The organism is Streptomyces sp. JNUCC 63 (assembly GCF_054366325.1).
Genome location: NZ_CM135963.1, coordinates 4,967,848 through 4,990,327, shown reverse-complemented (window position 1 = coordinate 4,990,327; position 22,480 = coordinate 4,967,848). Strand labels below are relative to the sequence as shown.

Annotated in this window: 24 protein-coding genes, 1 pseudogene and 1 riboswitch; of the genes and pseudogenes, 7 read left to right on the top strand and 18 right to left on the bottom strand. The window is 70.8% G+C overall.

Annotated elements, in window-relative coordinates:
• Positions 1-41: 41 nt before the first annotated feature.
• Entirely contained in the window at positions 42-914 is an 873-nt protein-coding gene (locus ACX25U_RS22955; RefSeq protein ID WP_454394453.1) for an RNA polymerase sigma-70 factor, read from the top strand.
• A gap of 134 nt (positions 915-1,048) precedes the next feature.
• Positions 1,049-1,759 (top strand): formylglycine-generating enzyme family protein, encoded by a 711-nt coding sequence (locus tag ACX25U_RS22950; protein WP_454382737.1) that lies wholly within the window; start codon positions 1,049-1,051, stop codon positions 1,757-1,759.
• Here the strand turns inward: ACX25U_RS22950 and ACX25U_RS22945 are convergent.
• From ACX25U_RS22945 to ACX25U_RS22925, 5 genes are all read right to left on the bottom strand, one after another.
• Positions 1,751-2,233, bottom strand: coding sequence for a hypothetical protein (locus ACX25U_RS22945; protein ID WP_454382735.1), 483 nt, complete (start codon positions 2,231-2,233; stop codon positions 1,751-1,753). The genes ACX25U_RS22950 and ACX25U_RS22945 overlap by 9 nt on opposite strands.
• A gap of 447 nt (positions 2,234-2,680) precedes the next feature.
• On the bottom strand, positions 2,681-3,253 hold the full coding sequence (locus tag ACX25U_RS22940; RefSeq protein WP_454382734.1) for a hypothetical protein: 573 nt from the start codon (positions 3,251-3,253) through the stop codon (positions 2,681-2,683).
• Positions 3,254-3,656: 403 nt separating this feature from the next.
• On the bottom strand, positions 3,657-4,145 hold the full coding sequence (locus tag ACX25U_RS22935) for a Scr1 family TA system antitoxin-like transcriptional regulator (RefSeq protein ID WP_454382732.1): 489 nt from the start codon (positions 4,143-4,145) through the stop codon (positions 3,657-3,659).
• 112 nt (positions 4,146-4,257) lie between these two features.
• On the bottom strand, positions 4,258-4,689 hold the full coding sequence (locus tag ACX25U_RS22930) for a hypothetical protein (RefSeq protein WP_454382730.1): 432 nt from the start codon (positions 4,687-4,689) through the stop codon (positions 4,258-4,260).
• Positions 4,690-5,275: 586 nt separating this feature from the next.
• Entirely contained in the window at positions 5,276-5,875 is a 600-nt protein-coding gene (locus ACX25U_RS22925; RefSeq protein ID WP_454382728.1) for a hypothetical protein, read from the bottom strand.
• Between the two features lie 690 nt (positions 5,876-6,565).
• Between ACX25U_RS22925 and ACX25U_RS22920 the strand changes: the two genes are divergently transcribed.
• Positions 6,566-6,982: a GNAT family N-acetyltransferase gene (locus ACX25U_RS22920; RefSeq protein ID WP_454382726.1), complete on the top strand. Its 417-nt coding sequence runs from the start codon at positions 6,566-6,568 to the stop codon at positions 6,980-6,982.
• A 262-nt stretch (positions 6,983-7,244) separates the two neighbouring features.
• Here ACX25U_RS22920 and ACX25U_RS22915 read toward each other — a convergent pair whose 3' ends face one another.
• From ACX25U_RS22915 to ACX25U_RS22905, 3 genes are all read right to left on the bottom strand, one after another.
• Positions 7,245-7,673 carry a DUF2267 domain-containing protein gene (locus ACX25U_RS22915; RefSeq protein ID WP_454394451.1) on the bottom strand — a complete coding sequence of 143 codons (429 nt, stop codon included), beginning with the start codon at positions 7,671-7,673 and terminating at the stop codon, positions 7,245-7,247.
• A gap of 142 nt (positions 7,674-7,815) precedes the next feature.
• Entirely contained in the window at positions 7,816-8,235 is a 420-nt protein-coding gene (locus ACX25U_RS22910) for an Hsp20/alpha crystallin family protein (RefSeq protein ID WP_454382724.1), read from the bottom strand.
• Between the two features lie 176 nt (positions 8,236-8,411).
• Complete coding sequence (locus ACX25U_RS22905) at positions 8,412-8,885, bottom strand: carboxymuconolactone decarboxylase family protein (protein ID WP_454382722.1); 474 nt, start codon at positions 8,883-8,885, stop codon at positions 8,412-8,414.
• A gap of 248 nt (positions 8,886-9,133) precedes the next feature.
• Here ACX25U_RS22905 and ACX25U_RS22900 point away from each other — a divergent pair, with 248 nt between their 5' ends.
• Together ACX25U_RS22900 and ACX25U_RS22895 are read left to right on the top strand one after the other, a co-directional pair.
• Complete coding sequence (locus ACX25U_RS22900) at positions 9,134-10,015, top strand: universal stress protein (protein WP_454382720.1); 882 nt, start codon at positions 9,134-9,136, stop codon at positions 10,013-10,015.
• A gap of 67 nt (positions 10,016-10,082) precedes the next feature.
• Positions 10,083-10,391 carry a hypothetical protein gene (locus tag ACX25U_RS22895; RefSeq protein WP_454382719.1) on the top strand — a complete coding sequence of 103 codons (309 nt, stop codon included), beginning with the start codon at positions 10,083-10,085 and terminating at the stop codon, positions 10,389-10,391.
• A 10-nt stretch (positions 10,392-10,401) separates the two neighbouring features.
• Here the strand turns inward: ACX25U_RS22895 and ACX25U_RS22890 are convergent.
• The 4 genes and pseudogenes from ACX25U_RS22890 to ACX25U_RS22875 form a co-directional block, all read right to left on the bottom strand.
• Positions 10,402-10,566, bottom strand: a pseudogene (locus ACX25U_RS22890) (AraC family transcriptional regulator); the annotation flags it as partial.
• Between the two features lie 27 nt (positions 10,567-10,593).
• Complete coding sequence (locus ACX25U_RS22885) at positions 10,594-11,052, bottom strand: ribosomal maturation YjgA family protein (RefSeq protein ID WP_454394449.1); 459 nt, start codon at positions 11,050-11,052, stop codon at positions 10,594-10,596.
• Positions 11,053-11,127: 75 nt separating this feature from the next.
• Positions 11,128-12,657 carry an MFS transporter gene (locus ACX25U_RS22880; RefSeq protein ID WP_454382718.1) on the bottom strand — a complete coding sequence of 510 codons (1,530 nt, stop codon included), beginning with the start codon at positions 12,655-12,657 and terminating at the stop codon, positions 11,128-11,130.
• 78 nt (positions 12,658-12,735) lie between these two features.
• Positions 12,736-14,055, bottom strand: coding sequence for a DUF445 domain-containing protein (locus ACX25U_RS22875; RefSeq protein WP_454382717.1), 1,320 nt, complete (start codon positions 14,053-14,055; stop codon positions 12,736-12,738).
• Positions 14,056-14,278: 223 nt separating this feature from the next.
• Here ACX25U_RS22875 and ACX25U_RS22870 point away from each other — a divergent pair, with 223 nt between their 5' ends.
• Positions 14,279-15,616 (top strand): GDSL-type esterase/lipase family protein, encoded by a 1,338-nt coding sequence (locus ACX25U_RS22870; RefSeq protein WP_454382716.1) that lies wholly within the window; start codon positions 14,279-14,281, stop codon positions 15,614-15,616.
• 25 nt (positions 15,617-15,641) lie between these two features.
• On the opposite strand, the gene ACX25U_RS22865 is transcribed toward ACX25U_RS22870, so the two are convergent.
• Genes ACX25U_RS22865 through ACX25U_RS22850 form a run of 4 tightly spaced genes read right to left on the bottom strand, consistent with a single transcriptional unit; the run spans position 15,642 to position 18,996 of the window.
• Positions 15,642-16,331 (bottom strand): DUF1707 SHOCT-like domain-containing protein, encoded by a 690-nt coding sequence (locus ACX25U_RS22865; protein ID WP_454382715.1) that lies wholly within the window; start codon positions 16,329-16,331, stop codon positions 15,642-15,644.
• Positions 16,332-16,340: 9 nt separating this feature from the next.
• Positions 16,341-17,321 (bottom strand): ABC transporter ATP-binding protein, encoded by a 981-nt coding sequence (locus ACX25U_RS22860; RefSeq protein WP_454394447.1) that lies wholly within the window; start codon positions 17,319-17,321, stop codon positions 16,341-16,343.
• Between the two features lie 24 nt (positions 17,322-17,345).
• Positions 17,346-18,203 carry an ABC transporter permease gene (locus tag ACX25U_RS22855; protein WP_454382714.1) on the bottom strand — a complete coding sequence of 286 codons (858 nt, stop codon included), beginning with the start codon at positions 18,201-18,203 and terminating at the stop codon, positions 17,346-17,348.
• Positions 18,196-18,996, bottom strand: coding sequence for an ABC transporter permease (locus ACX25U_RS22850; protein ID WP_454394445.1), 801 nt, complete (start codon positions 18,994-18,996; stop codon positions 18,196-18,198). Before ACX25U_RS22850 ends, ACX25U_RS22855 begins: the two co-directional genes overlap by 8 nt.
• Positions 18,997-19,200: 204 nt before the next feature.
• On the opposite strand from ACX25U_RS22850, the gene ACX25U_RS22845 reads away from it, so the two are divergent.
• Positions 19,201-21,630 carry a transglycosylase domain-containing protein gene (locus tag ACX25U_RS22845; protein ID WP_454382713.1) on the top strand — a complete coding sequence of 810 codons (2,430 nt, stop codon included), beginning with the start codon at positions 19,201-19,203 and terminating at the stop codon, positions 21,628-21,630.
• On the opposite strand, the gene sugE is transcribed toward ACX25U_RS22845, so the two are convergent.
• Both sugE and ACX25U_RS22835 read right to left on the bottom strand, forming a co-directional pair.
• Positions 21,608-21,928 carry a quaternary ammonium compound efflux SMR transporter SugE gene (gene sugE / locus ACX25U_RS22840; RefSeq protein WP_454382712.1) on the bottom strand — a complete coding sequence of 107 codons (321 nt, stop codon included), beginning with the start codon at positions 21,926-21,928 and terminating at the stop codon, positions 21,608-21,610. The two genes, ACX25U_RS22845 and sugE, sit on opposite strands and share 23 nt — an antisense overlap.
• A 36-nt stretch (positions 21,929-21,964) precedes the next feature.
• Positions 21,965-22,027: riboswitch (guanidine-III (ykkC-III) riboswitch) on the bottom strand.
• Between the two features lie 70 nt (positions 22,028-22,097).
• A complete protein-coding gene (locus tag ACX25U_RS22835; protein WP_112466413.1) occupies positions 22,098-22,454 on the bottom strand; it encodes a GroES family chaperonin in 357 nt (118 codons plus the stop codon).
• Positions 22,455-22,480: the final 26 nt, after the last annotated feature.

The window sequence follows — 22,480 nt, the reverse complement described above, 5'->3', positions numbered from 1 at the left end:
GAGGACACGGCCGGGCAGCTCGCCGGGGTGGACGCACGGACCTGGCCACCGAGGCGTTCGTCGCCCATCGCAACCTGCTGTTCACCGTCGCCTACGAGATGCTCGGCTCGGCCGCCGACGCGGAGGACGTCCTGCAGGAGACCTGGCTGCGGTGGGCGGGCGTCGGTCTCGGCACGGTGCGGGACCGGCGTGCGTACCTGGTCCGGATCACCACCCGCCAGGCGCTGAGCCGGCTGCGTAGGCTCGGCCGCCGCAGGGAGTCCTACGTCGGCTCCTGGCTGCCCGAGCCGCTGCTCACCACGCCCGACGTGGCCGAGGACGTCGAGCTGGCCGACAGCGTCTCGATGGCGATGATGCTGGTGCTGGAGACGCTCGCGCCGACCGAGCGGGCGGTGTTCGTGCTGCGCGAGGTGTTCGACCTCGGGTACGACGAGATCGCCGAAGCCGTCGACAAGAGTCCGGCCACGGTCCGTCAGATCGCGCACCGGGCACGGGCCCATGTCGCGGCGCGCCGGCCGCGCGGGGTCGTCTCCCCGGCCGAGACCCGGGACGCGCTCGACGCGTTCCGGCGGGCGGCCGAAACGGGCGACCTGCAGAGCCTGCTCGACATCCTCGCGCCGGACGTCGTCTTCCTGGGCGACGGTGGCGGAGTCAAGCAGGCCGTCCCGCGGCCCGTCGTGGGGGCCGACAAGGTGGGCCGGCTGCTGGCCGCCGGGCTGGGCAGGATCGCCGCCGTGGGGTCGCTGCGGCCGGCGCAGGTCAACGGCTACCCGGCGCTGGTTCTCCGGCAGGGCGACGCGATCGACACCGTCGTGGCGGTGCGCATCGACGACGGCCTCATCACCGGGCTCTACGCCGTGCGCAACCCCGCGAAACTGTCGCACATGCGGCGGGAGACCACCCTGCGCCGCTGAGCCCAGTCCCCACAGAACGAAACCTGCGCTCGTTCCGTCATCGACGAACCAGGACTCGATCACGAGCACGGCGAACCCATGGCCGGACCCGAACGGTAGGGTCGCCTGTCGTGGATGCGGGGGCGGGAAACGGGATGGTCGCCGTTCCGGCGGGGCGGGTGACGCTGTCGGACCGGCGGACGCGGCGCAGTTGGCCGGTCGAGGTCGCGTCGTTCTGGATGTCGGCGGTCCCGGTCACGCAGTCGTTGTACACGGAGGTCACCGGACGGCGGCCGAGCGCCGTCCGAGGGGACCGACTGCCCGTCGAGGGCGTGTCATGGTGGGACGCGGTGCGGTTCTGCAACGCCTTGTCCCGGTGCGAGGGGCTGACCCCCGCCTATCCCCGGTGCGACGAGGACGGCGGGGCGGTCGAGTGGGACGCCTGCGCCGACGGGTACCGGCTGCCGACCGAGGCCGAGTGGGAGCACGCGTGCCGGGCCGGCACCGCCGGACCGCGCCACGGCCCGCTCGACGAGGTCGCCTGGTACCGGGGCAACTCCGGCGAGCGGCCCCACGCGGTGGGCGGCAAGCAGCCCAACGCCTGGGGCCTGTACGACATGCTCGGCAACGTCTGGGACTGGTGCTGGGACCTCTACGACCCCGACGTCTACGGCACCTACCGGGTACTGCGCGGAGGCGGGTGGTCCGACGAGCACTGGAGCTGCCGGGCCTCGGTACGACGCCGCAGCCACCCGACCTTCCGCATCGACGACGTGGGATTCCGCATCGCACGCTCCGTATCGGCGCCGGCTTCCTCCGCCCGGCACTCACCGCTCCGCCTGGGCGGAAGCTCCGGGTCACAGTGACCAGCTGAGATCCCTGTCGAGCCCGGGGCGGTTCGGTGAGCCGATGTCGTCGCTGGTCGTGGCCCATCTGTGGCTGAAGGCGACGGGAATGTCCAGGGCGAGGAAGTTCTTCCCGTCTCCCGTTCGGGCGCGCAGGTGGATCCGATGCCTCGCCACCGGTACCGTCCTGGGGATCTGAAGGTTCCAGGTCTGCTTCCACGGCCCGGCGGGCGGCCGGGGGTCGCCCGAGAGGCTCGTGCCCATGCTTTCCAGCAGATCGGGCAGCCTGTAGCTTCTGTCCAGTATTTTCATCGGGCCGATCTTCATGATCACCCTGCAGGTGACCCGGGTCAGGTCGACCGTCTCCTTGAGACGGCTGTCCATCTCCCAGCGGACCGGGTGTCCGAGGCGCGGCAGTGCGGGGGCCAAAGTGATGTCGAGAATGTCCATGACGTAGCTGTCGTCGCTCGCGTCCTCCACCAGGTGATTGCTCATATCACTCATCCCGTGGGGTCTTGGGTGGGGGAATTGCCGTGTGGTCGCGCGGCTTGTCACTCCACCCCGGGCCCGTGTGCTTGCGGTCGCGGGCCGGGCGAGGGGAGCCGGACCAGGCGTGCGGCCTGCGCTTTCGTCACCCGTTCGGGCTCGCCCGACCGCCGCGGAAGAGACCGGTGGCCGTTGCTCGGGAACAACACCAACGGCAGGTGTTCCAGCGGGAATCTGCTTGAGGGTGAGCCGGTGAAGCAGGAGGACGTCGGCGCGGGCAGGCTCGCAGCACCTACTGTCCGGTTTAGCATGGCGTGGCAGGCACGTGGACTGTCAGGCAATGGTCAGGTGCGGGCACCACGAGCTGGGTGCCCACGGAAGGCGGGGCTGAGACCAGAACCCCGGCCCGATTACGGCGGGCCGGGGTTCTACATGGTTCGCCTCATGCGGCTGGTTCTAGTAGTCGAAGTCGAAGTCGAAGTCCTCCTTGCCGTGGTGGCGGTGGATCACCCGGAAGCTGCCCACCACTCCGTCCTTGACGTGGATGCCCCTGGTGTGGTGCACCTTGACGCCGTTCGCTTCGCTGTGGGGGCCGACCGTGGCGACGGGGGCGCCGTTGTCGCAGGTCGCCCCGCGGAAGAACTCGACGGTTCGCTTGCTGTCGTTGCGGATGTTGAAGCTCTTGGAGCCCAGGCCGCTCACCACGACGATGCAGCCGTCCGGGTGGGCGGAGAACGACCGCTCGTTGACGAAGATCCGGCCCACCCTGTGGTGGCGCTTGCCCTCGCCGCGCTCGCCGCCGCGCTCGCCGCCGCGCTCGCCGCCGCGCTCGTTACCCTCGTTACCCTTTCCCTGTCCGCCTTCGCCGCCCAGGGGCGCCTGGGCGGGAGCGGGTGCCTGCTGGACGACGGCCGGGGCCGCCTGGGGCGCCGGCGCGGGGGCGGCCGTGGCGTAGGTGATGCCGGTCGCGGTCAGGGCCGCGGCGGCCGCGATGCCCGCGGTGATGGCAGAAGAACGGGTCATGATCATGTTGCTGTGCTCCTTCTCTGAGAAGCCGACTTTGAAAGCCGACGTGTGATTGAACGTACTGACGACCCCCAGGGCTGTCATTTCGGGCATATCGGAAGGGCCGGCGCCGGAGGGCCGAACGGGGTACTCCCCAGTCGCTGACGGCACGTCAAATAGCCCAATGGAAAAGGCGGATCGATGATCGATTAGGCCTTCAAGGTGATCTCTGACGCCTGCTCACCCATGCGGTAGCGAGTCGCCTGGAATTGTCGGCGCGATGAGCCCCGGCATACCGGGACAGGCGGGTCACGGACCGGACCACGGCAGCCGCCCTGCCCGCCAGGGCCTTGCGCCCATGACGTCCGCCATCCGGCCCGGACCGGACAGCAGAGCGGCAATGGCCTGGACGGCGTCGCTCATCTGTTTACGGCGGCCGATGTGACGGACCGGTACCCGCCAGTTCTTCGGGTGGGCGATGCTGTGCTCGACCCGCGAGAAGCCTGACCGGTCGGCGGGACCCGGCTGAGGACGTCTCCAGGGCGCCTGCCCACCGCAGCGCCTCGATCGCCCCGACGACCAGGGCTCTCGCCTCCGTGCCGTGAACGGCCGTGCTCCTCAGTCGCTCGAACGCCTTCGGGCACAGCGCGATCTCGGACGGCTGGATGATCCTGACCTGGGCGGAGACGAGTTCCACCGACACGGGCTTGTCCTCGTGGGCGTGGAACGTCTCGCGCGGCCATGGGGCTCGGTCACGGGTTGCCGACGGGATGATGCCGAGCGACACCTGGGGCAGCGCGTCCGCTGCGAGGAGGTGGCCCGGTTGGGCGGACATGGAGTCCTCGTCGGCGACGCGGCAGTACAGGGCGGACTCCTCGACCACCAGGACGAACCCGTGCCCCGGCTCGCGGATCACACCCGAGCGGGATCGCGTCCCGCCAGGTGGTGTAGCCGATCAGGTACTCGGAATGCGCAGGTCACCGCCGCATCGACGCGGTTCAGGGGCCACCCATGGCGCTGACAGCAGGTCAACCGCGCGCGATGCGTGAGCCGTGTCCCATGGGGTGGCCGGCGTGCGGCTTACCGGAACGCGTCGAGCGAGGTCGCTTGCACCACGAGGCGGGACACGACCCCGAGCGGTTGACGCGTGCTCTGGCGGCCCCCGTGCTGTCGTCGACGGGGAGTTCGCGGAAGCGGGCGCTGATGCCCAGTACGCCGGCGGCGTAGCCCTCCGTCCGGAGCAGGCCGGGTACCGGCGACGAGGAGTGGACGCGGGACAGTCGAGTCTCGTGGAAGAACCGGACGGCTTCGTCCCGCAGTTGCTTCAGGCCGCTGCGCACACGGTGGCGCCACTCTGTGCACATCGACTCGGCATGCAGCGACTGGGCGACCAGGTCGTCCGCCGTTCCCGCGGCCCCGCAGGCGGCGGCCCACGCCCGGATGTCCTTCGTGGACGGCACGGTGAGGGCGTTCTCGATACGGGACGTCTTGGCGCCGTGCCGGCCGCACCGGTCGGCCGGCCGGCTCGGCGACGTTCAGTCAGTGGATCCTCACCCGGGCCGGCCAGGTCCGGACGGTGAAGTCCGGGGACTCGCCGAACGCGGCCTGGGCGGCGTACGTCCACCGGCGTTTCGGGTACCACTCGTCCCCGTGGGGTCTTGGGTGGGGAAAGTACCGTGTGGTCACAGTCTCAGGTCGGGGAAGGGAGCCGGGCCAGGTGTGCGGTCTGCGCTTTCGTCACCCGTTCGGGCTCGCCCGACCGCCGCGAAGGAGACCGGTGGCCGTCGCTCGGAAACAACACCAACAGGGGGTGTTCCAGCGGGAATCCCCTTGAGGGTGAGCCGGTGAAGCAGGTGGACGTCAGCGCGGGCGGGCTCGCAGCACCTACTGCCCGGTTTTAGGATGGCGTGGCAGGCACGTGGACTGTCAGGCAATGGTCAGGTGCGGGCACCACGAGCTGGGTGCCCCGGGGCGGGGGCTGAAAGCAGAACCCCGGCCCGATTACGGCGGGCCGGGGTTCTACATGGTTCGCCTCATGCGGCCGGCTCAGTACTCGAACTCGTCGAAGTCGAAATTGCCGAACTCGAAATTGCCGAACTCGAAATTGCCGTGGTGGATCACCCGGAAGCTGCCCACCACTCCGTCCTCGACGTGGATGCCCTCGACGTGCCCCGGCCTGACACCGTTCGCTTCGCTGCGGGGGCCGACCGTGGCGACGGGGGCGCCGTTGTCGCAGGTCACCCCGCGGAAGAACTCGACGGTCCGCTTGCTGTCGTTGCGGATGTTGAAGCTCTTGGAGCCCAGGCCGCTCACCACGGTGATGCAGCCGTCCGGGTGGGCGGAGAACGACCGCTCGTTGATGAAGATCCGGCCCACCTCGTGGTGGCGGCGCTCTCCGCGCTCTCCGCGCTCGCCGTGCTCGCCGTGCTCGTTGCCCTCGCCGCGCTCGCCGCGCTCGTTGCCCTGCCCCGGTCCGGTTTCGCCGCCCGTGGGCGCCTGGGCGGGAACGGGTGCCTGCTGGACGACGGCCGAGACCGTCTGGGGTGCCGATGCGGGGGCGGCCGTGGCGTAGGTGATGCCGGTCGCGGTCAGGGCCGCGGCGGCCGCGACGGCCGTGGTGATCGCGTGAGAACGGGTCATGATCATGGTGCTGTGCTCCTTCTCAGAGAGGCCGGCTTTGACGGCCGACTTGTGATCGAACGTACTGACGGCCCCCAAAGCTGTCATTTCGGATATATCGGGAGGACCGGCACCGAGGGGCCGAACGGGGTACTCTCCAGCTGCTGATGAAGTGTCAAATAGTCAAGTAAGACAGGCGGATTGATGAACAATTAGGCCTTCGAGGTGATCTCTGACGCCTGCTCACCCATGCGGCAGCGAGTCGCCTGGAACTGCCGGCGCGATGAGCCCCGGCATACCGGGACAGGCGGGTCACGGACCGGACCACGGCAGCCACCCTGCCCGCCAGGGCCTTGCGCCCATGACGACCCCTCACCCGGCCGACGCACCCGCACAGGTTTCCGAATTCACGCGATGTCCGTTCAACGCGCGGTAATCAGTGCAGGTCACGCCGCCACGCAGCTGACGAGCTCGCGCACAGTCGACGGTGAGACATCGAGAGCTTGGCAGCCGGGGCTCGCTGTTCACGCTTGCCGCGCCGAGGCCGGGTCGATGGCCTGATCGTCTGATGGTGTGACAGCAGGACGGCAATGGCACGAACGACGTCGCTCATCTGTTCGCGGAGGCTGGGTGCGGAACCCGGCGCTGGAGCCGGAGGCTCTGGTGGGGGGAGAAAAATTCGGTGTCCTCCGTGCCGAGACCTGTCAGGATCCCCGCATGGAGATCCGCCGCGTCACTCAGGTCGAGGCCGTCAGGGATGCCGGGCATCTGTTCGACGCACCTCCTCGGCCGGAAGCGACTGAGCGGTTCCTGGCGGACGAGCGTCACCACCTGCTGATCGCCTACGTGAACGGCGTCCCGGCAGGGATGGTCACCGGCGTCGAGATGACACATCCGGACAAGGGCACCGAGATGTTCCTGTACGAGCTGGGTGTGGACGAGCCGTTCCGCGGGCGCGGTGTCGGCCGGGCTCTGACGTCGGCGCTTGCGGATCTGGCGCGCGAACGCGACTGCTACGGCATGTGGGTGATCACGGACGAGGACAACCCGGCGGCACTGGCGACGTACGGCCGCGCCGGGGGCATACCGGAAGACAAGCAGGTGGTGCTCGTCTGGACCTTCGGCCAGGCATAGATCCACAGGCGGAGCCGCTTGCCGCATCAGGCAGTTGTGACTGCACCACCCGTCTCCCGCGCTCGGCGCGCATCCCCGCCGCACCGTGCCGGTGGCGACACGAGTACGCGACCGTGGGACCGGTGACGACGGGGAGCAGACGACTGCTGCGGATCACCGCCGCGCCGTCGATGCCGGGTGCCCCTGTGCCACCCGGCGGCGGCCACCGCCAGGGTTTGGTCGCTGGTGGCGGCGGCCGCTTCCCGTGCGTGTTCCGCGTGCCCTACTGCGTCGGCGTCAGTTCCGCTCGGCCGAACAGCAGGGCGTAGCCCGGTGGGAGTTGGGCCAGGATGCGGGTCAGCAGGTCCTGGTCCAGGAGGTCGGACAGGACGCTCAGGACCGAGCTGACGTCCCAGCGGGCCGTGGCCGGGGTGGAGCCGTCGATGCGGGCTGCTGCCGCGTCGACGAATTCCGATGCCGTCAGGGGGCGGGTGACCGGGATCTGGGAGGCGATCACTCCGGCCGCTTCCTGGGGGAGGGTGCGGGCCAGGTCCACGCGTTCGTCGCCGGTGATGTGGCCGCCGAGGGCCGACAGGACGATGCGGGTGACGCGTTCCGCCTCCGCTCTCGTCGTGTACTGGCCGGCTTCCTGCACCTTCTCGGTCAGTTCCCTCCATTTCCGCTGCTCAGCCGCTTCGTTGCGGATGCTCATGGTTCGCGTCGTGGTCTCGCCCCGTACCGTCGGCGCGATCATCCTGTGGTCCTCCTCCGCGTGGGTCGTAGGTCCGTCCGGACACGTCGCCGCGTCCCGTGGGCGGGGTACCGGGCCCACGGGACGCGTTCGGCAGGCCGCTTCAGCCGCTGAGCTGCTTGCGGTCGCTGCCGCCGGTGATCTGGATCTTGCGTGGCTTGGCCTGCTCGGCGACCGGGATGCGCAGCGTGAGGACGCCGGCCTCGTAGGAGGCGTCGATGCGGTCCGTGTCGAGGGTCTCGCCGAGGAAGAGCTGGCGGGAGAAGGTGCCCGTGGGCCGTTCGGCGACGATCAGTTCGGCGCCCTCGGGGGCCGGGGACCTGCGCTCGGCGTGGACGTTGAGGACGTTCCGCTCGACGTCGAGGTCGATGCTCTCCGGGTCGACCCCCGGGAGGTCGAAGTGGACGACGAAGTCGTCTCCCGAGCGGTAGGCGTCCATCGCCATCGCACCCGGGCGGGTGGGTCCGAAGAACTGCTGCGCGAGGCGGTCGAGTTCGCGGAACGGGTCGGAGCGCATGAGCATCACAGGTCACTCCCTTCGTGTGGTGCTGTTGTGCGATGCCCTACCACTTCTTATATAGCCCGAAGGATGAAAGTTGACAAGACCAGGCTCATGTTCGGCCACCTGCCCCGTCAACGCGATGGCCCAGCCCCTTCCCGGGCTGGGCCATCGCGCCTGTGCGGCCTGGGCAGGCGTCGTCAGCCGAACATGCCCGGCTCGTAGTCGCCCGCCGGCTGCTGGATGATGACGTTGAGGCGGTTGAAGGCGTTGATCAGGGCGATGAGGGAGACCAGGGCCGCCAGCTGGTCCTCGTCGTAGTGCTTGGCGGCGTTGGACCAGGCCTCGTCGCTCACTCCGCCCGCGGCGTCGGCGATGCGGGTGCCCTGCTCGGCCAGTTCGAGGGCGGCGCGTTCGGCCTCGGTGAAGACCTTGGCCTCGCGCCAGGTCGCGACCAGGTTGAGGCGTACGGCCGTCTCGCCGGCGTGGGCGGCCTCCTTGGTGTGCATGTCGGTGCAGAAGGCGCAGCCGTTGATCTGGCTGGCGCGGATCTTCACCAGCTCCTGCGTCGACGCCGGGAGTCCCGAGTCCGTCAGGGGCTTGCTCGCGGAGACGATCCGGCGGAGGAAACTGGCCGCGACGGGGTTTTCGAGGGGGTTGAGACGGGGTTCCACCCTGGGCTCCTTCGTATGGGTCTGTCCGCTTCGGTTCTTGGTTCCATCCCTACGACGGAGCCGGACCGGTGGATGTGACGGGCCCCCGGGGTCCAGACGTGTGACCTGTGTCTCACCGGCAGCTCCTCGCTGCCGGGTGCCCCACCTGTGTGCCGGACGGCCCACGCATGGGGCCCTTGGGCCCATGGCAGCAAGGTGCTCCCTGGGCGACCCTGGGGCGGAAGCAAGAACGTTCAGGTGGAGGAGGCATGGTGCCCGGTCTCGTGGTCGTGGGTGTGGACGGGTCGGCGTCGAGTCTTGCCGCGGTGGAGGCGGCGGCTCGGGAGGCGCGGTTGCGCGGGGCGGAGCTGCGGGTGGTGCATGCGTTTCTGTGGCCCGTGATGCATGTGCCCCTGGGGCCGTCGCCGCTGGGTCCGCCGGAGGGTGGGCTTCAGAACATGGCCGACCGACTGGTGGCCGAGGCGGTGGAGCGGGCGCGGGCGGTGGCGCCGGGGGTGGACGTCTCCCATGCCGTGGTGACGGGTGAGCCGTTGACCGTGCTGGAGGCCCAGTCACGCGCCGCGGAACTGGTGGTGGTCGGGTCCCGGGGGATGGGCGGGTTCGTCGGGCTGCTGGTGGGGTCGACGGCGGTGCACCTGGCGGCGCACGGCCGGTGTCCGGTGCTGGTGGTGCGCGGGCAGCCGGAGGCCGAGGGTCCGGTCGTCCTGGGTGTGGACGGCTCGGCCGCGGGCCGGAGGGCGGTGGACTTCGCCTTCGCCGAGGCCGAGCTGCGGAAGGCGCCGCTGGTGGCGCTGCATGCCTGGACGACGTGGAATGCGGCCCTGCCCGCCCCGCAGGATGTGTCGATGCCGTACGCGAACCCGCCGGGCGCGCTCGCCGAGGAGGAAGAGCGTCTGACGGCCGAGGCGCTCGCCGGCTGTCAGGAGCGGTACCCGGGTGTGGTGGTGGAGCACAAGGTGGTGCACGGCAGGACTCGGGAGGCGTTGATCGAGGCGAGCCGGTCCGCCCAGCTGGTGGTGGTCGGTGCCCGCGGCCGCGGCGGTTTCACCGGGCTGCTGCTCGGCTCGGTCGGCCAGGCCCTGCTGCACCACGCGCACTGCCCCGTCACCGTCGTCCGTGGTGAGGAGTGACCATGCCGAGGCTTGGGTCCGCGTACGGGTTGGCCTCGGGGTGTTCTTACTTCCTCGGGAGGCAGTGATGGCCAGGGTTCCTGCGGCTGTGGTCGCCGCCAGTGGGCTCGTCGGTGGGTACGGCGTGGCTCGGTGGACCGGGAAGCGGCAGCTGGGCGGGGCCGTACTGGCCGTCGCGGGGGCCGCTGCCGCGCGGCAGTGGCGGGAGAGGGCCGGCGGCAAGGCGGCCGGGGCGCTCACCGCCGCGTACGTCGCCGCGTTCGCCGGGTCGCATCCGCCGGCCAAGAAGGTGGGCGCCTGGCCGTCCGTGTTCGGGGTCGCGGGGGCGGTCGCCCTCGCCTCCTGGGTCGTCGCCGATCGGCGCAGCCTCCGGTAGTCCCCTTCTCTCAGGCCCGCGTCGCCCGGAACGCCCTCCGGTACGCCCTCGGGCTCGTCCCCACCACCCTGCGGAAGCGCTCGCGGAACGCCGTCGGGGAGCCGAAGCCGGCCTGAGCGCCAGGACGGCGACGAGGCAGCCAGGGGCCGGTTCCCGTAGCGGTCCGGCCGCGACGGGGCACCGGAGCCGGACGGATGCGCGCTCATTGGTCCTCCTGCCTGAGCGCGCCGCACCCCGTACGCCCCCGTGACGAGAAGGAGCCCGCCGCGGTGTGGACGAGCCAGCCCGCTGCCGCGCCGACCGCGTACCAGAACAGGTCGGGTGGATCGAAGGTGGAACCGAGCACGAGGCGGGCGACGGCACTGCGCTGGGAGAGCTCCGCCGGCACCTCGCTGAGCTGCAGGAACTCGATCCCCCAGCTGACAGCCAGCGCGCTTGCGGCGGCCGTCAGGGGCGTTGCCCGGGGCGCCACCAGAACGACCAGGGCCAGAAGCAGGACGGTGTACAGCGCGTCTCCGCCGTACTTGCCCACGCTCCCCGCCGCCACGGCCCTGAGCCCCAGCCCCGCTCCGATGGTCACCACCGCGGCCCCCGCCGCCGCCAGGCGTATCCGTACCGGGTCGGCGGCGGCGCCTGCGGCGCGATCACGGGTTCCGGGCAGGAGGGGCACGGGGTCATACTGCCGGATGCCCGGTGCTCCAAGCGGAGCACCGGGCATCCGGCAGCGTGGCGACCGTCAGGCCGGGCTCGACGACGGGGGCGTGGCGTCGCCGCGGGGACCCTTGGTGCCCTTGGTCGCCGCCTTCGCCTTCCGCGTCACCGCCGACAGCGGCTTGGCGATGTCCTCCAGGGAGCGTTGCTCGGCGTTGACCGCCAGGAAGGCGGCGACCAGGCCCGCCGCGCACATCAGGCCGGCGCCGATCTGGAAGGCGAGGACCGTGTCGCCGACCTTGCCGGTACTGGTGAGGTCGGCGAAGATCAGCGGGCCGCTGATGCCGCCGGCCGCGGTGCCGAGGGCGTAGAAGAAGGCGATGGACATCGCCCGGGTCTCCATCGGGAAGACCTCGGAGACGGTCAGGTAGGCGCTGGAGGCGCCGGCCGAGGCGAAGAACAGCACCACGCACCAGCAGGCCGTCAGCGTGCCGGCGCTCAGCGTGCCCCGGTCGAACAGCCAGGCCGTGCCGAACAGCAGCAGGCCGGACAGCAGGTAGGTGGAGGAGATCATCACCCGGCGGCCGACCGTGTCGAAGAGGTGGCCCAGCAGCAGCGGGCCCAGGAAGTTGCCGGCCGCGATGACGGCGAAATAGTAGCCGGTGTGGTCGGAGGGGACGTCGAAGAACTTGGTCAGGATCGCGCCGAAGCCGAAGGTGATGGCGTTGTAGAGGAAGGCCTGGCCGATGAAGAGGGAGAAGCCGAGGGTCGCGCGCTTGCGGTAGCGGGCGAAGACCGTGCGGGCGATCTCGGTGAAGCTCACGCTGCCGCGCTGGTGGATGGTGATCTCGCCGTGCGGCTCGGGGAGGGGTTCGCCCTTCTCGTGCTCGACCCGGCGTTCGATCCCGGTGACGATGTCCTCCGCCTCGCGGTCCCTGCCGTGGATCAGCAGCCAGCGCGGGCTCTCCGGAACGTGACGGCGTACGAGGAGGATCACCAGGGCGAGGACCGCGCCGAGCGCGAACGTCACGCGCCAGCCCACGTTGGCGGCCAGGATGCCGGTGTTCAGGGCGAGGATCGACAGCAGGGAGCCGCCGACCGCGCCCAGCCAGAAGCTGCCGTTGATGATCAGGTCGATGCGGCCGCGGTACTTCGCGGGGATCAGCTCGTCGATCGCGGAGTTGATGGCCGCGTACTCGCCGCCGATGCCGAAGCCGGTCAGGAAGCGGAAGAGGAAGAACCACCAGGCCTCGAAGGAGATCGCGGTCAGGGCGGTGGCCGCGAGATACACCGCGAGGGTGATCAGGAACAGTTTCTTGCGGCCGTAGTGGTCGGTCAGGCGGCCCCAGAACAGGGCGCCGATGCAGGCGCCCGCCACATACAGGGCCGCCGCGACGCCCGTGACCTGGCCGGAACTGATCGCGAGGCCGCTGCCGGGCTCCGAGAGGCGGCTGGCGATGTTGCCGACGACCGTGACCTCCAGGCCGTCGAGGATCCACACGGTGCCGAGACCGATGACGATCGACCAGTGCCAGCGCGACCAGGGAAGGCGGTCGAGTCTGGCGGGGATGTTGGTGGTCACGGTACGGCCGGTCTCGGCCTCAGCGGTGGTCATGGGCTCCCTCCACGTCGAGCAGAACGCCATGCGGGTTCCCCCGAACCGTCGGGATCACGCCCGGTGCGGCCGACCGGGCTACGCCCCCAGCACCCGCGACACCGTGAAGATCAGCAGGCCCGCGAGGGAGCCCACCACCGTGCCGTTGATGCGGATGAACTGCAGGTCGCGGCCGATGTGGGCCTCGATCTTGCGGGTGGTGTGCTCGGCGTCCCAGCCGGCGACCGTGTCGGTGATCAGGGAGGTGATCTCCTTGCGGTACGTCGTCACCACGTACACCGCCACGCCCTCGAGCCAGCCGTCGACCTTGCCCTGCGCCTTGGGGTCCTCGGCCATCCGGGCGCCCAGGGACAGCAGCGAGGCCCGTACCCGCAGGCGCAGCTCGCTGCGCTCGTCCTCCGCCGCGGCGACGATCATGGACCGTACGGCGCTCCAGGCGGAGGCGATCAGGTCCTGGACCTCGCCGCGGCCGAGCACCTCGCCCTTGAGCCGCTCCACACGCGCGCGTGTGTCGGTGTCGGACTGCAGGTCGGAGGCGAAGTCGGTGAGGAAGCGGTCCAGGGCTCCGCGCGCGGGATGGCTGGGCATGTCCCGCATCTCGGTGACGAAGCGCAGCAGCTCCTTGTAGACCCGCTCGCCGACCTTCCTGTCGACGAACCTCGGGGTCCAGCCGGGCGCGCCGCCCTGCACGGCGCCCATCACGGAGTCGCCGTGCAGCACCAGCCAGTCGTGGGCGCGGGTGACGATCAGGTCGACGGCCCGTTTGTGACCGCCGTCGGCGACGACCTTCTCCAGCAGCTTGCCGACGCCGGGCGCGATCTCCTGCATGTTGGCTCTGCGGGTGATCGCCTCGCCGACCACGGCCTGCACGTCGGAGTCGCGCAGGACGGTGAGGGCGCCGCGCAGCGCGGTGGCCAGTTCCGCCGTCACCCGGTCGGCGTGTTCCGGCCGGGCGAGCCAGGCACCCAGCCGGCTGCCGATGCCGACGGCGCGCAGCCGCTGGCGTACGACGTCCTCGGAGAGGAAGTTCTCGCCGACGAACTCGCCGAGTGAGATGCCGAGCTGGTCCTTCTTGTTCGGGATGATCGCGGTGTGCGGGATGGGCAGGCCGAGCGGGTGGCGGAAGAGGGCGGTGACCGCGAACCAGTCGGCGAGCGCGCCCACCATGCCGGCCTCGGCGGCGGCCGCGACGTAGGCCGTCCAGGCGCCGGCGCCCGCGTGCTCGGCCCAGGTGGCGAGGACGTACACCACCGCGACGAACAGCAGGAGCCCGGTGGCGGTCAGTTTCATACGGCGCACCCCGCGGGCCCGCTCCTCGTCGGCGGGGCTGAACACGGTCATCGAGCGGCGGGAGACGGCTTCCGCCGTTTCCGGGCCTGCCTGCGTCGTCTGTTCCATCCACTCCACCCGTTCGATGATCCCGCACACAATTGTCCCTTCCTGACCGACTCCCGGAACGGAACGAGAGTTCCCGGCGTCTGTCAGGAGGGGGGTCGGCGGCAGGGTTCCGTCAACACTCCCGAGCCCATGAAGGATCATGGGCCCATCGGATCGGAGCCCCGGGTTTCCACCGTTCGCGGAACCCGAGGAGCCCGATGAGCCCGAGGAGAGCATCGTCCGCATGACCAAGCGTCACGGTTGTGCCCTGCTGACCGCGATCGTCGCACTGATCGTCGTCGTGTCCGCCGCCATCTACGCCGGGGCCGCCTCCGGCACCCACCGCCGCCCCGCCGACTCCCTCGGCGGAGGCCGCGCCCCGGGCACCTCCGCCGCCCCCGTCTCCACCGGCACCTGGGTCGGCGCCTGGGCCACCTCCCCGGCCGCCGCGGAACCCGGTACGGAGACCCGTGGCACGGCGGGCCGCTCGGTGCGCAACGTCGTGCACGCGAGCGTCGCGGGTACGAGTGCCCGGATCACGCTGTCCAATCTCTACGGCCGGTCCCCACTGGCCATCACCCACGCCACGATCGCGGTCGCCGCCGGTGACGGCAGCGCGGCCGCCGCGGCGGGCACCATGCGGCGGCTCGCCTTCTCCGGCGCCGCCTCGGTCGTGGTGCCGGCCGGCGGGCAGGTGATGAGCGACGCGGTGCGGATCGCCGTGCCGCGCGGGGGTGACGTACTGGTGACCACGTACTCCCCCACTCCGTCGGGACCGGTCACCCACCACCCGCGCGCACAGCAGATCTCCTACGTCGCCGCCGGGAACCGTACCGAGGACGTGACCGGGGCGCCGTACACCGAGCGGACGACGGTCTGGCGCTACCTGACCGCACTGGACGTGCTGAGCGACGAGGCCGAGGGGACGGTCGTCGTCCTCGGGGACTCGCTCACCGACGGCATCACCTCGACCGTCGGTGCCAACCGTCGCTGGACCGATGTGCTGTCCGGGCGGGTGCGGGACGCGGTCGGGGAGGGGCGGGGCGACGTGCCGCGCTACAGCGTCGTCAACGAGGGCGTCAGCGGGAACCAGGTGCTGGCGAGCGGGCGGGGACGGCCCGCGGACAATCCCAGTGGGGTGAGCCGGTTCGAGCGGGATGTGCTGGGGCGGACCGGGGTCAAGGTCGTGGTGATCGACCTCGGGATCAACGACATCCTGCGGAATCCGCGGCTCGCCGATCCGGAGAGGATCACTGCTGGGCTGCGGACGCTGGTGGGGCAGGCTCATGCGCGGGGGTTGAAGGTCGTGGGGGCGACGCTGATGCCGTTCGAGGGGCATCAGGGGTACACGGCGGCGCGGGAGGCCGTGCGGCAGCGGATCAATGCCGAGATCCGGGGCGGGCGGGTGTTCGATGCCGTCGTCGACTTCGACCGGGCGCTGCGGGATCCGTATGCTCCGCGGCGGCTGCGGCCCGTCTACGACTCCGGGGACCATCTGCACCCCAGTGACCGGGGGTACCGGAAGATGGGCGAGGTGTTCGACCTCCGGGAGCTGAAGGGGGCGGCCCCGGCGGCGCTGTGACGCGCGCCGGCGCAGCCGCCCGCGGTCATGACAGTTCTCGGCGTCTGGCCTTGCGTTCCAGTTTTTCCTGGCGGCGTTCTTCCTTCTGGCGGCGGCGTTCCGCCTCCGTGACCTTGCGCCTGACTCCTACGCCGCCCCAGAAGGCCACGCCCGTCACGATCACGCGGGGGGCGCCCGGCTCGGCCGGGGCGCCGTCCTCCCGGTGGTCGAAGCCACCCATGATGCCGACGCCGCGCACCACGACCTCGACGCCGGGCGGCACGACCACGTCCACGCCGCCCATGATCGCCACGCAGTTGATCTCGACCTCGTGGTCGGCGAAGTTCGCCTCACGCAGGTCGATGTTGCCGCCGCCCCAGAAGGCGAAGCAGTTGAACCGCTTGGGCGCGGTCCAGCGGCCCTTGCGTTCGAAGCCGCCCATGACGGCGACGGCCCACGACGAGGTCCCCTCGCCGCCGACCACCCGGCCCGCCCAACCGCTGTCCTGTGCGGGCCGCTTGGTCATGTCGACGACCGGGGCGCTCACCCCGGGCACGGGCAGGTCCCGGGTGAGCGGCGCGAGTTCGCCGTACGTACGCGCCCTGTACGCCGCATCCAGCCGCTCCTCGAACTCGGCCATGTCGAGACGCCCCTCCGCGAGGGCGTCCCGCAGGTGTTCGGCGACTCGTTCACGATCGGCGTCTGAAGCGCGAAGCTCCGGGAGGTCCTCCGTCATGGCAGCAGCCTACGAGACCGCTTTCTCGGCGTACATCCTCCCAATGACCGTCTCGATGTCCGGCTCCCGTACCGACAGGTCGACCAGCGGGTACTCGGCCGCGATCCGGGCCACCAGCACAGCCGCCGACTCGCCCGCGGGGAAGGCCAGCCACTGGCGTGGCCCCTCGACCCGCACCACGCGCGCCGACGGCAGCTCGATCGGCGGCAGCTCCCGTTCCAGGTCGACCACCAGGGTGCGCTCGCTCTCGCCCGCCTCGCGCAGGCCGGCGAGCGGGCCGTCGTACACCAGGCGCCCGTGGTCGATGACCATCACCCGTGAGCACAGCTGCTCGATGTCCTGCAGGTCGTGCGTGGTCAGCAGCACCGTCGTACCGCGCTCGGCGTTCAGGTCCCGCAGGAACCCGCGGACCTTGGCCTTGCTGACGACGTCCAGGCCGATGGTCGGCTCGTCGAGGTAGAGGACCTCCGGGTCGTGCAGCAGGGCCGCCGCGATGTCCCCGCGCATCCGCTGGCCGAGCGAGAGCTGCCGTACGGGGACGTCCAGCAGGGCGCCCAGCTCGAGGAGTTCCACACAGCGGTCGAGGTTGACGCGGTAACGGGCGTCGGGGATGCGGTACATGCGGTGCATCAGCCGGTAGGAGTCGATCAGCGGCAGGTCCCACCACAGGGTCGTACGCTGCCCGAACACCACCCCGATGCGCTGCGCGAGCCGGGTCCGCTCACGGGAGGGGTCGATGCCGGCGACCCGCAGCCGGCCGCCGCCGGGTGTCAGGATGCCCGTGAGCATCTTGATCGTCGTCGACTTGCCCGCGCCGTTCGGGCCGATGTAGCCGACCATCTCGCCGCGCGCCACGCGGAACGAGATCCCGTCGACCGCCCGCACCTGCCGCCGCTCGCGCCGCAGGAACCCGGTCTTCCTGCGGACCTCGAAGACCTTCTCCACCCGGTCGACCTCGATGAAACCGCTGTCCACGCCGTCCACCGTCATCGTCATACGCCCTTGCACTCCCCTTCAGCTCCCCGTACTCCGATACGACCGCAGCCCCGCCCGCCACGCCGCCCCCGCCAGCGCGCAGCACCCCACCGCGACCAGCGGCGGCATGAACGCCGTCCACCAGGGCACGTCCAGCGGATACGGCCGCCCGAGCACGTACAGCGCGGGCAGCCAGTTGACGAAGGCCAGCGGCAGGACGAACGTCACCCCGCGCACCAGCTCCTTCCCGAACACCGTCGGCGGGTACTGCAGCAACGTGGTCCCGCCGTAGGTGAAGGCGTTCTGCACCTCCGAGGCGTCCTGCGCCCAGAACTGGAAGGCCGCCCCCGCCACGAACACCGCGCAGAAGATCCCGCAGCCGCTGACCACCATCACCGGCATCAGCAGCAGCTTCAGCGGCGTCCAGTCGACGTCGAGCCGCGTCAGCGCCCAGCCCAGCACCAGCGAACCCTGCGTCACCCGGCCCAGCCGGCGCAGCGCGAACCGGTCGGCGGCCACCTGGGCGAGCACCGGCGCGGGCCGCACCAGCAGGACGTCGAGGGTGCCGTCGCGCACCCGCCGCCCCAGCCGGTCCATCGAGCCGATCGCCAGGTCGGCCAGGCCGAAGGCGGTGTTGGACAGCCCGTACAGGAAGGCGATCTCGGGCAGCGGATAGCCGCCCAGCGCGTCCACACGGGAGAACATCAGCAGGATCGCCACGAAGTCCAGCCCGCTCGCCACGAAGTTCCCGAACGTGGTCATGACGAAGGAGACGCGGTAGGCCATCGTGGAGCGGATCCACATGCCGGCGATCAGACGGTAGGCCCGCAGCCCGTCCAGCAGCCGGTTGCCCGCCGTGTGTCCGGTGAGTTCGGCCTGTCCGGTGATCTCAGCCACCCTGCACCACCACCCGCCGCGTCGCCGCCAGCTGCACCAGCCGGCCGGCCGCCAGCAGCGCCACCGCCCACGTCCCCTGGAAGGCGTACGTGTCCAGCGGGTCCGCGTGGCCCAGCAGGACGTCGGCGGGGGCCTGGAGCAGCGAGGACCACGGCAGCACCCGGACCACCTCGCCGAGCGCGCCCGGGAAGACGTTCAGCGGCAGCAGCATCCCCGAGCAGAAGAACCCGGCCAGCCGGGCCATCTGCAGCACGCCCGTACCGTCCAGCAGCCAGAACGCGCTCAGTGCCACCAGGAACCGGATCCCGAAGCCCACCAGCATCGCCAGCGCCACCGCGCCGAGGAACGCCGCCCAGGTCAGGGGATCCACCGGCAGGGACACCGGGAAGAACAGCGCCCCGAACACGAACGGCACCACCCCGCGCCCCACCAGCTGGAACAGTGCCCGGCCCACGTCGGCCGCCAGCCACCACAGCTGGAGGTCGGCCGGCCGGTACAGGTCGATCGCGACATCACCCGTACGGATGCGTTCCATCAGCTCTTCCTCGGCGCCGCCCCCACCGATCGCCAGCGCCGCCAGGAACGCCTGCCCCAGCCACACGTACGTCACCGCCTGCGCCGGGTCGTAGCCGCCCAGGTGCGGCCGGACGTCCCACAGCGCCAGGTACGTGTACACGAGGATGAGTCCGAACACCGTGTTGGTGAACACCCCGGCCGCCGTCGCGGTCCGGTACGTCGCGTACCGTCGGAAACCCCCCGCCGCGACGGCCGCGTACAACCGCCCAGCGCCCACGTCCACCCGCCTTCCAGGCCCACGACAACGAAAGCGCGCGAGCCTATTACGCCCAGGACGTGATATGCCACGCATTTTCCGGCCCGGACAAGTGTGCTTGACCGGGAACGGAACCCTTGGTGCGAGAGTCTTCATCTGGGGGCGCGGAAGGCGCATGAGGGCGTACGGGAACGTACGACGCGAAAACAGGAGTCCGTACACGAGATGAGCGACGAGCCGCAGCCGAAGCCGGAGCCGCAGGCGCGACCGGAGCCGCAGGCCCCGAACCAGGGCGTGGCCGCACCGGAGCCACCGGCGGCGCCCGAGGCGGAGGGCGAGGAGGCCGGCCGGCCCAGGCGCACCGGATGGCGCCGTGCCGTCCCGACCTGGCGCACGGTGCTCGGCGGCTTCCTCACCGTCGTCCTGCTGGGCATCGGAGCGTTCTTCCTCGGCTACTCGCTGGTGAAGATCCCGCCCGCCAACGCCCTGGCCGTCAAGCAGGCCAACGTCTACCTGTACGCCGACGGCACCGAGATCACCCGCGACGGCGAGATCAACCGGGAGAGCGTCGGCCTCGCCCAGATCTCCAAGGACGCCCAGCACGCCGTGCTCGCCGCCGAGGACCGCGACTTCTACACCGAGTCCGCCGTCGACCCCAAAGCGATGGTGCGCGCCGCCTGGAACACCGCCACCGGCAAGGGCCGGCAGTCCGGCTCCACGATCACCCAGCAGTACGTGAAGAACTACTACCTGGGCCAGGAGCAGACCGTCGCCCGCAAGGTGAAGGAGTTCTTCATCGCGATCAAGCTGGACCGCAGCGAGCCCAAGGACCAGATCCTCGAGGGCTACCTCAACACCAGCTACTTCGGCCGCAACGCCTATGGCATCCAGGCCGCCGCCCAGGCGTACTACGGCGTCAAGGCCAAGGACCTCGACCCGGCCCGCGCCGCCTACCTGGCCGCGCTGGTCAACGCCCCCAGCCAGTACGACGTCGTCGCCCACCCGGAGAACAAGCCCGCCGCGACGGCCCGCTGGAACTACGTCCTGGACGGCATGGTCACCAAGGGCTGGCTGAGCCCCTCGCAGCGGGCCGGCATGAAGTTCCCCACGCCGAAGGAGGCCACCGCCCCCATCGGCATGGCCGGACAGCGCGGCTACATCGTCCGCGCGGTCAAGGACTACCTGGCCAAGAACAAGATCCTCGACGAGGACCAGCTCGACGCGGGCGGCTACCGCATCACCACGACCCTGCGGAAGAACAAGCAGAACGCCTTCGTCAGGGCCGTCAACGACCAGCTGATGAGCAAGCTCGACAAGAAAAACCGCAAGGTCGACACCTACGTCCGGGCCGGCGGCGCCGCGATCGACCCCAAGACCGGCGAACTCGTGGCCATGTACGGCGGCATCGACTACGTCCAGCAGTACACGAACAACGCCACCCGCCGGGACTTCCAGGTCGGCTCCGTCTTCAAGCCGTTCGTGTTCACCGCCGCCGTCCAGAACGTCTCCCAGACCCGCGACGGCCGCCTGATCACCCCGAACACCTACTACGACGGCACCAACAAGCGCCCCGTCGAGGGCTGGAGCGGCTTCTACGACCCCGAGAACGAGGACCAGCGCTCCTACGGCGACATCACCGTCCGCGAGGCCACCGACAAGTCCGTCAACGCGGTGTACGCGCAGATGGCCGTCGACGTCGGTCCCGACAAGGTCAGGGACACGGCCGTCGCGCTCGGCCTGCCGGCCGACACCCCGGAGCTGACCGGCGTCCCGTCCATCGCGCTCGGGACGGCCAACGCCAGCGTCGTGGACATGGCCCAGGCCTACGCCACGCTCGCCAACCACGGCAAGCACGGCCCGTACACGATGATCAAGAAGATCACCAAGGACGGCACCGACACCGTCGAACTGCCCGCGCGCACCGAGTCCCAGGAGATCGGCCGCCAGGCCGCCGACACCACCACCGCGATCCTGCAGAGCGTCGTCCAGAACGGCACCGCCACCGCCGCCCAGGCCGCCGGCCGCCCGGCCGCCGGCAAGACCGGCACCGCCGAGGAGGACACCGCCGCCTGGTTCGCCGGCTACACCCCCGACCTCGCCACCGTCGTGTCCGTCATGGGCCAGGACCCGGTCACCGCCCACCACAAGTCGCTCTACGGCGCCATGGGCCTGGACCGCGTCAACGGCGGCGGGCCGCCCGCCCAGATCTGGGCGCAGTTCACCAGGGACGCCCTGAAGAACAAGCCGGTCACCGACTTCGACCTCCAGCTCCAGCCGGGCGCCGACCAGATCGAGGAGCCGCCCTCCGTACCCGCCGAGACGCCGGGCGACAGCGAGGACAACGGCGACGGCGGCACGGACAGCGGCGACCAGGGCACCCAGGGGCAGGGCCAGGACCAGGGGACCGAGGGCCAGACCACGGACGGCCCCACCGGGGGCCCCACGGAGAGCCCCACGGGTGACACCGGCGGCGCCCCGCCGACCGGCGACACCGGCTCGGACACCGGAGGCACCCCGCCCGGCGACGGCGGCACGGGAGGCACGCCCGGCGGGAACGGCGGCGGCCAGGGCAACGGCAGCGGGGGCACGTCGGTCGGCACCTCCGGCGACGGCGGCACGACGGCCGGCCTGTTCAGTGGCCGGAAGTCATCTTGAGCCCCACCACGGCCACCAGCAGCAGACACACGAAGAAGATCCGGGCGGCGGTCGCCGGCTCCCCCAGCACCACCATGCCGACCACCGCCGCACCGGCCGCCCCGATGCCCACCCACACGCCGTAGGCGGTTCCGATGGGCAGGGTGCGGGCGGCGTACGACAGCATGACCATGCTCGCGACGATCCCGGCGCCGGTGAGCACGCTGGGCACGAGCCGGGTGAACCCGTCGGTGTACTTCATCCCGATCGACCAGCCCACTTCCAGCAGACCGGCGACGACGAGCAGAACCCAGGCCATGACAGGCACCTCCGAGACGACGTGACGGGAAACGGGGGTGCGTCGTCTTTGCCTACGTCCCGGTACGGCGCGTCTCGTCGGGCTCGTGCATGAGGCTAGCAAAGGAACAGGAACGGCAAAGGGGCCGGTGACAAGGGTCACCAGCCCCTTCAACTCGGACTACGTCGGTCTACAGATACAGGCCGGTGGAGTCCTCCGACCCCTCGAACCGGTCCGCGGCCACCGCGTGCAGATCGCGCTCGCGCATGAGCACGTACCCGACCCCACGCACCTCGACCTCGGCACGGTCCTCCGGGTCGAACAACACACGGTCCCCCGGTTCCACGGTCCGCACGTTCTGCCCGACCGCCACGACCTCCGCCCAGGCCAGCCGGCGTCCCACCGCCGCCGTCGCGGGGATCAGGATGCCGCCGCCCGAACGCCGCTCGCCCTCGCTCGTGTCCTGCCGGACGAGCACCCGGTCGTGCAGCATCCGGATGGGCAGCTTGTCGTGGTGGCTGCTGTGCTCATTTCTCTTGGCGCTCACGCCTGAAAACCTACCTGCCTTCAACG

What these genes read in the sequence shown, in the direction of transcription:
- ACX25U_RS22915 (WP_454394451.1), bottom strand. Translation starts at nt 7,673, where the DNA reads ATGAGCATCCGCAACGAAGCGGCTGAGCAGCGGAAATGGAGGGAACTG.
- ACX25U_RS22910 (WP_454382724.1), bottom strand. Translation starts at nt 8,235, where the DNA reads ATGCTCATGCGCTCCGACCCGTTCCGCGAACTCGACCGCCTCGCGCAG.
- ACX25U_RS22945 (WP_454382735.1), bottom strand. Translation starts at nt 2,233, where the DNA reads ATGAGCAATCACCTGGTGGAGGACGCGAGCGACGACAGCTACGTCATG.
- ACX25U_RS22900 (WP_454382720.1), top strand. Translation starts at nt 9,134, where the DNA reads ATGGTGCCCGGTCTCGTGGTCGTGGGTGTGGACGGGTCGGCGTCGAGT.
- ACX25U_RS22950 (WP_454382737.1), top strand. Translation starts at nt 1,049, where the DNA reads ATGGTCGCCGTTCCGGCGGGGCGGGTGACGCTGTCGGACCGGCGGACG.
- ACX25U_RS22920 (WP_454382726.1), top strand. Translation starts at nt 6,566, where the DNA reads ATGGAGATCCGCCGCGTCACTCAGGTCGAGGCCGTCAGGGATGCCGGG.
- ACX25U_RS22870 (WP_454382716.1), top strand. Translation starts at nt 14,279, where the DNA reads ATGACCAAGCGTCACGGTTGTGCCCTGCTGACCGCGATCGTCGCACTG.
- ACX25U_RS22860 (WP_454394447.1), bottom strand. Translation starts at nt 17,321, where the DNA reads ATGACGGTGGACGGCGTGGACAGCGGTTTCATCGAGGTCGACCGGGTG.
- sugE (WP_454382712.1), bottom strand. Translation starts at nt 21,928, where the DNA reads ATGGCCTGGGTTCTGCTCGTCGTCGCCGGTCTGCTGGAAGTGGGCTGG.
- ACX25U_RS22875 (WP_454382717.1), bottom strand. Translation starts at nt 14,055, where the DNA reads ATGGAACAGACGACGCAGGCAGGCCCGGAAACGGCGGAAGCCGTCTCC.
- ACX25U_RS22845 (WP_454382713.1), top strand. Translation starts at nt 19,201, where the DNA reads ATGAGCGACGAGCCGCAGCCGAAGCCGGAGCCGCAGGCGCGACCGGAG.
- ACX25U_RS22880 (WP_454382718.1), bottom strand. Translation starts at nt 12,657, where the DNA reads ATGACCACCGCTGAGGCCGAGACCGGCCGTACCGTGACCACCAACATC.
- ACX25U_RS22925 (WP_454382728.1), bottom strand. Translation starts at nt 5,875, where the DNA reads ATGATCATGACCCGTTCTCACGCGATCACCACGGCCGTCGCGGCCGCC.
- ACX25U_RS22940 (WP_454382734.1), bottom strand. Translation starts at nt 3,253, where the DNA reads ATGATCATGACCCGTTCTTCTGCCATCACCGCGGGCATCGCGGCCGCC.
- ACX25U_RS22895 (WP_454382719.1), top strand. Translation starts at nt 10,083, where the DNA reads ATGGCCAGGGTTCCTGCGGCTGTGGTCGCCGCCAGTGGGCTCGTCGGT.
- ACX25U_RS22865 (WP_454382715.1), bottom strand. Translation starts at nt 16,331, where the DNA reads ATGACGGAGGACCTCCCGGAGCTTCGCGCTTCAGACGCCGATCGTGAA.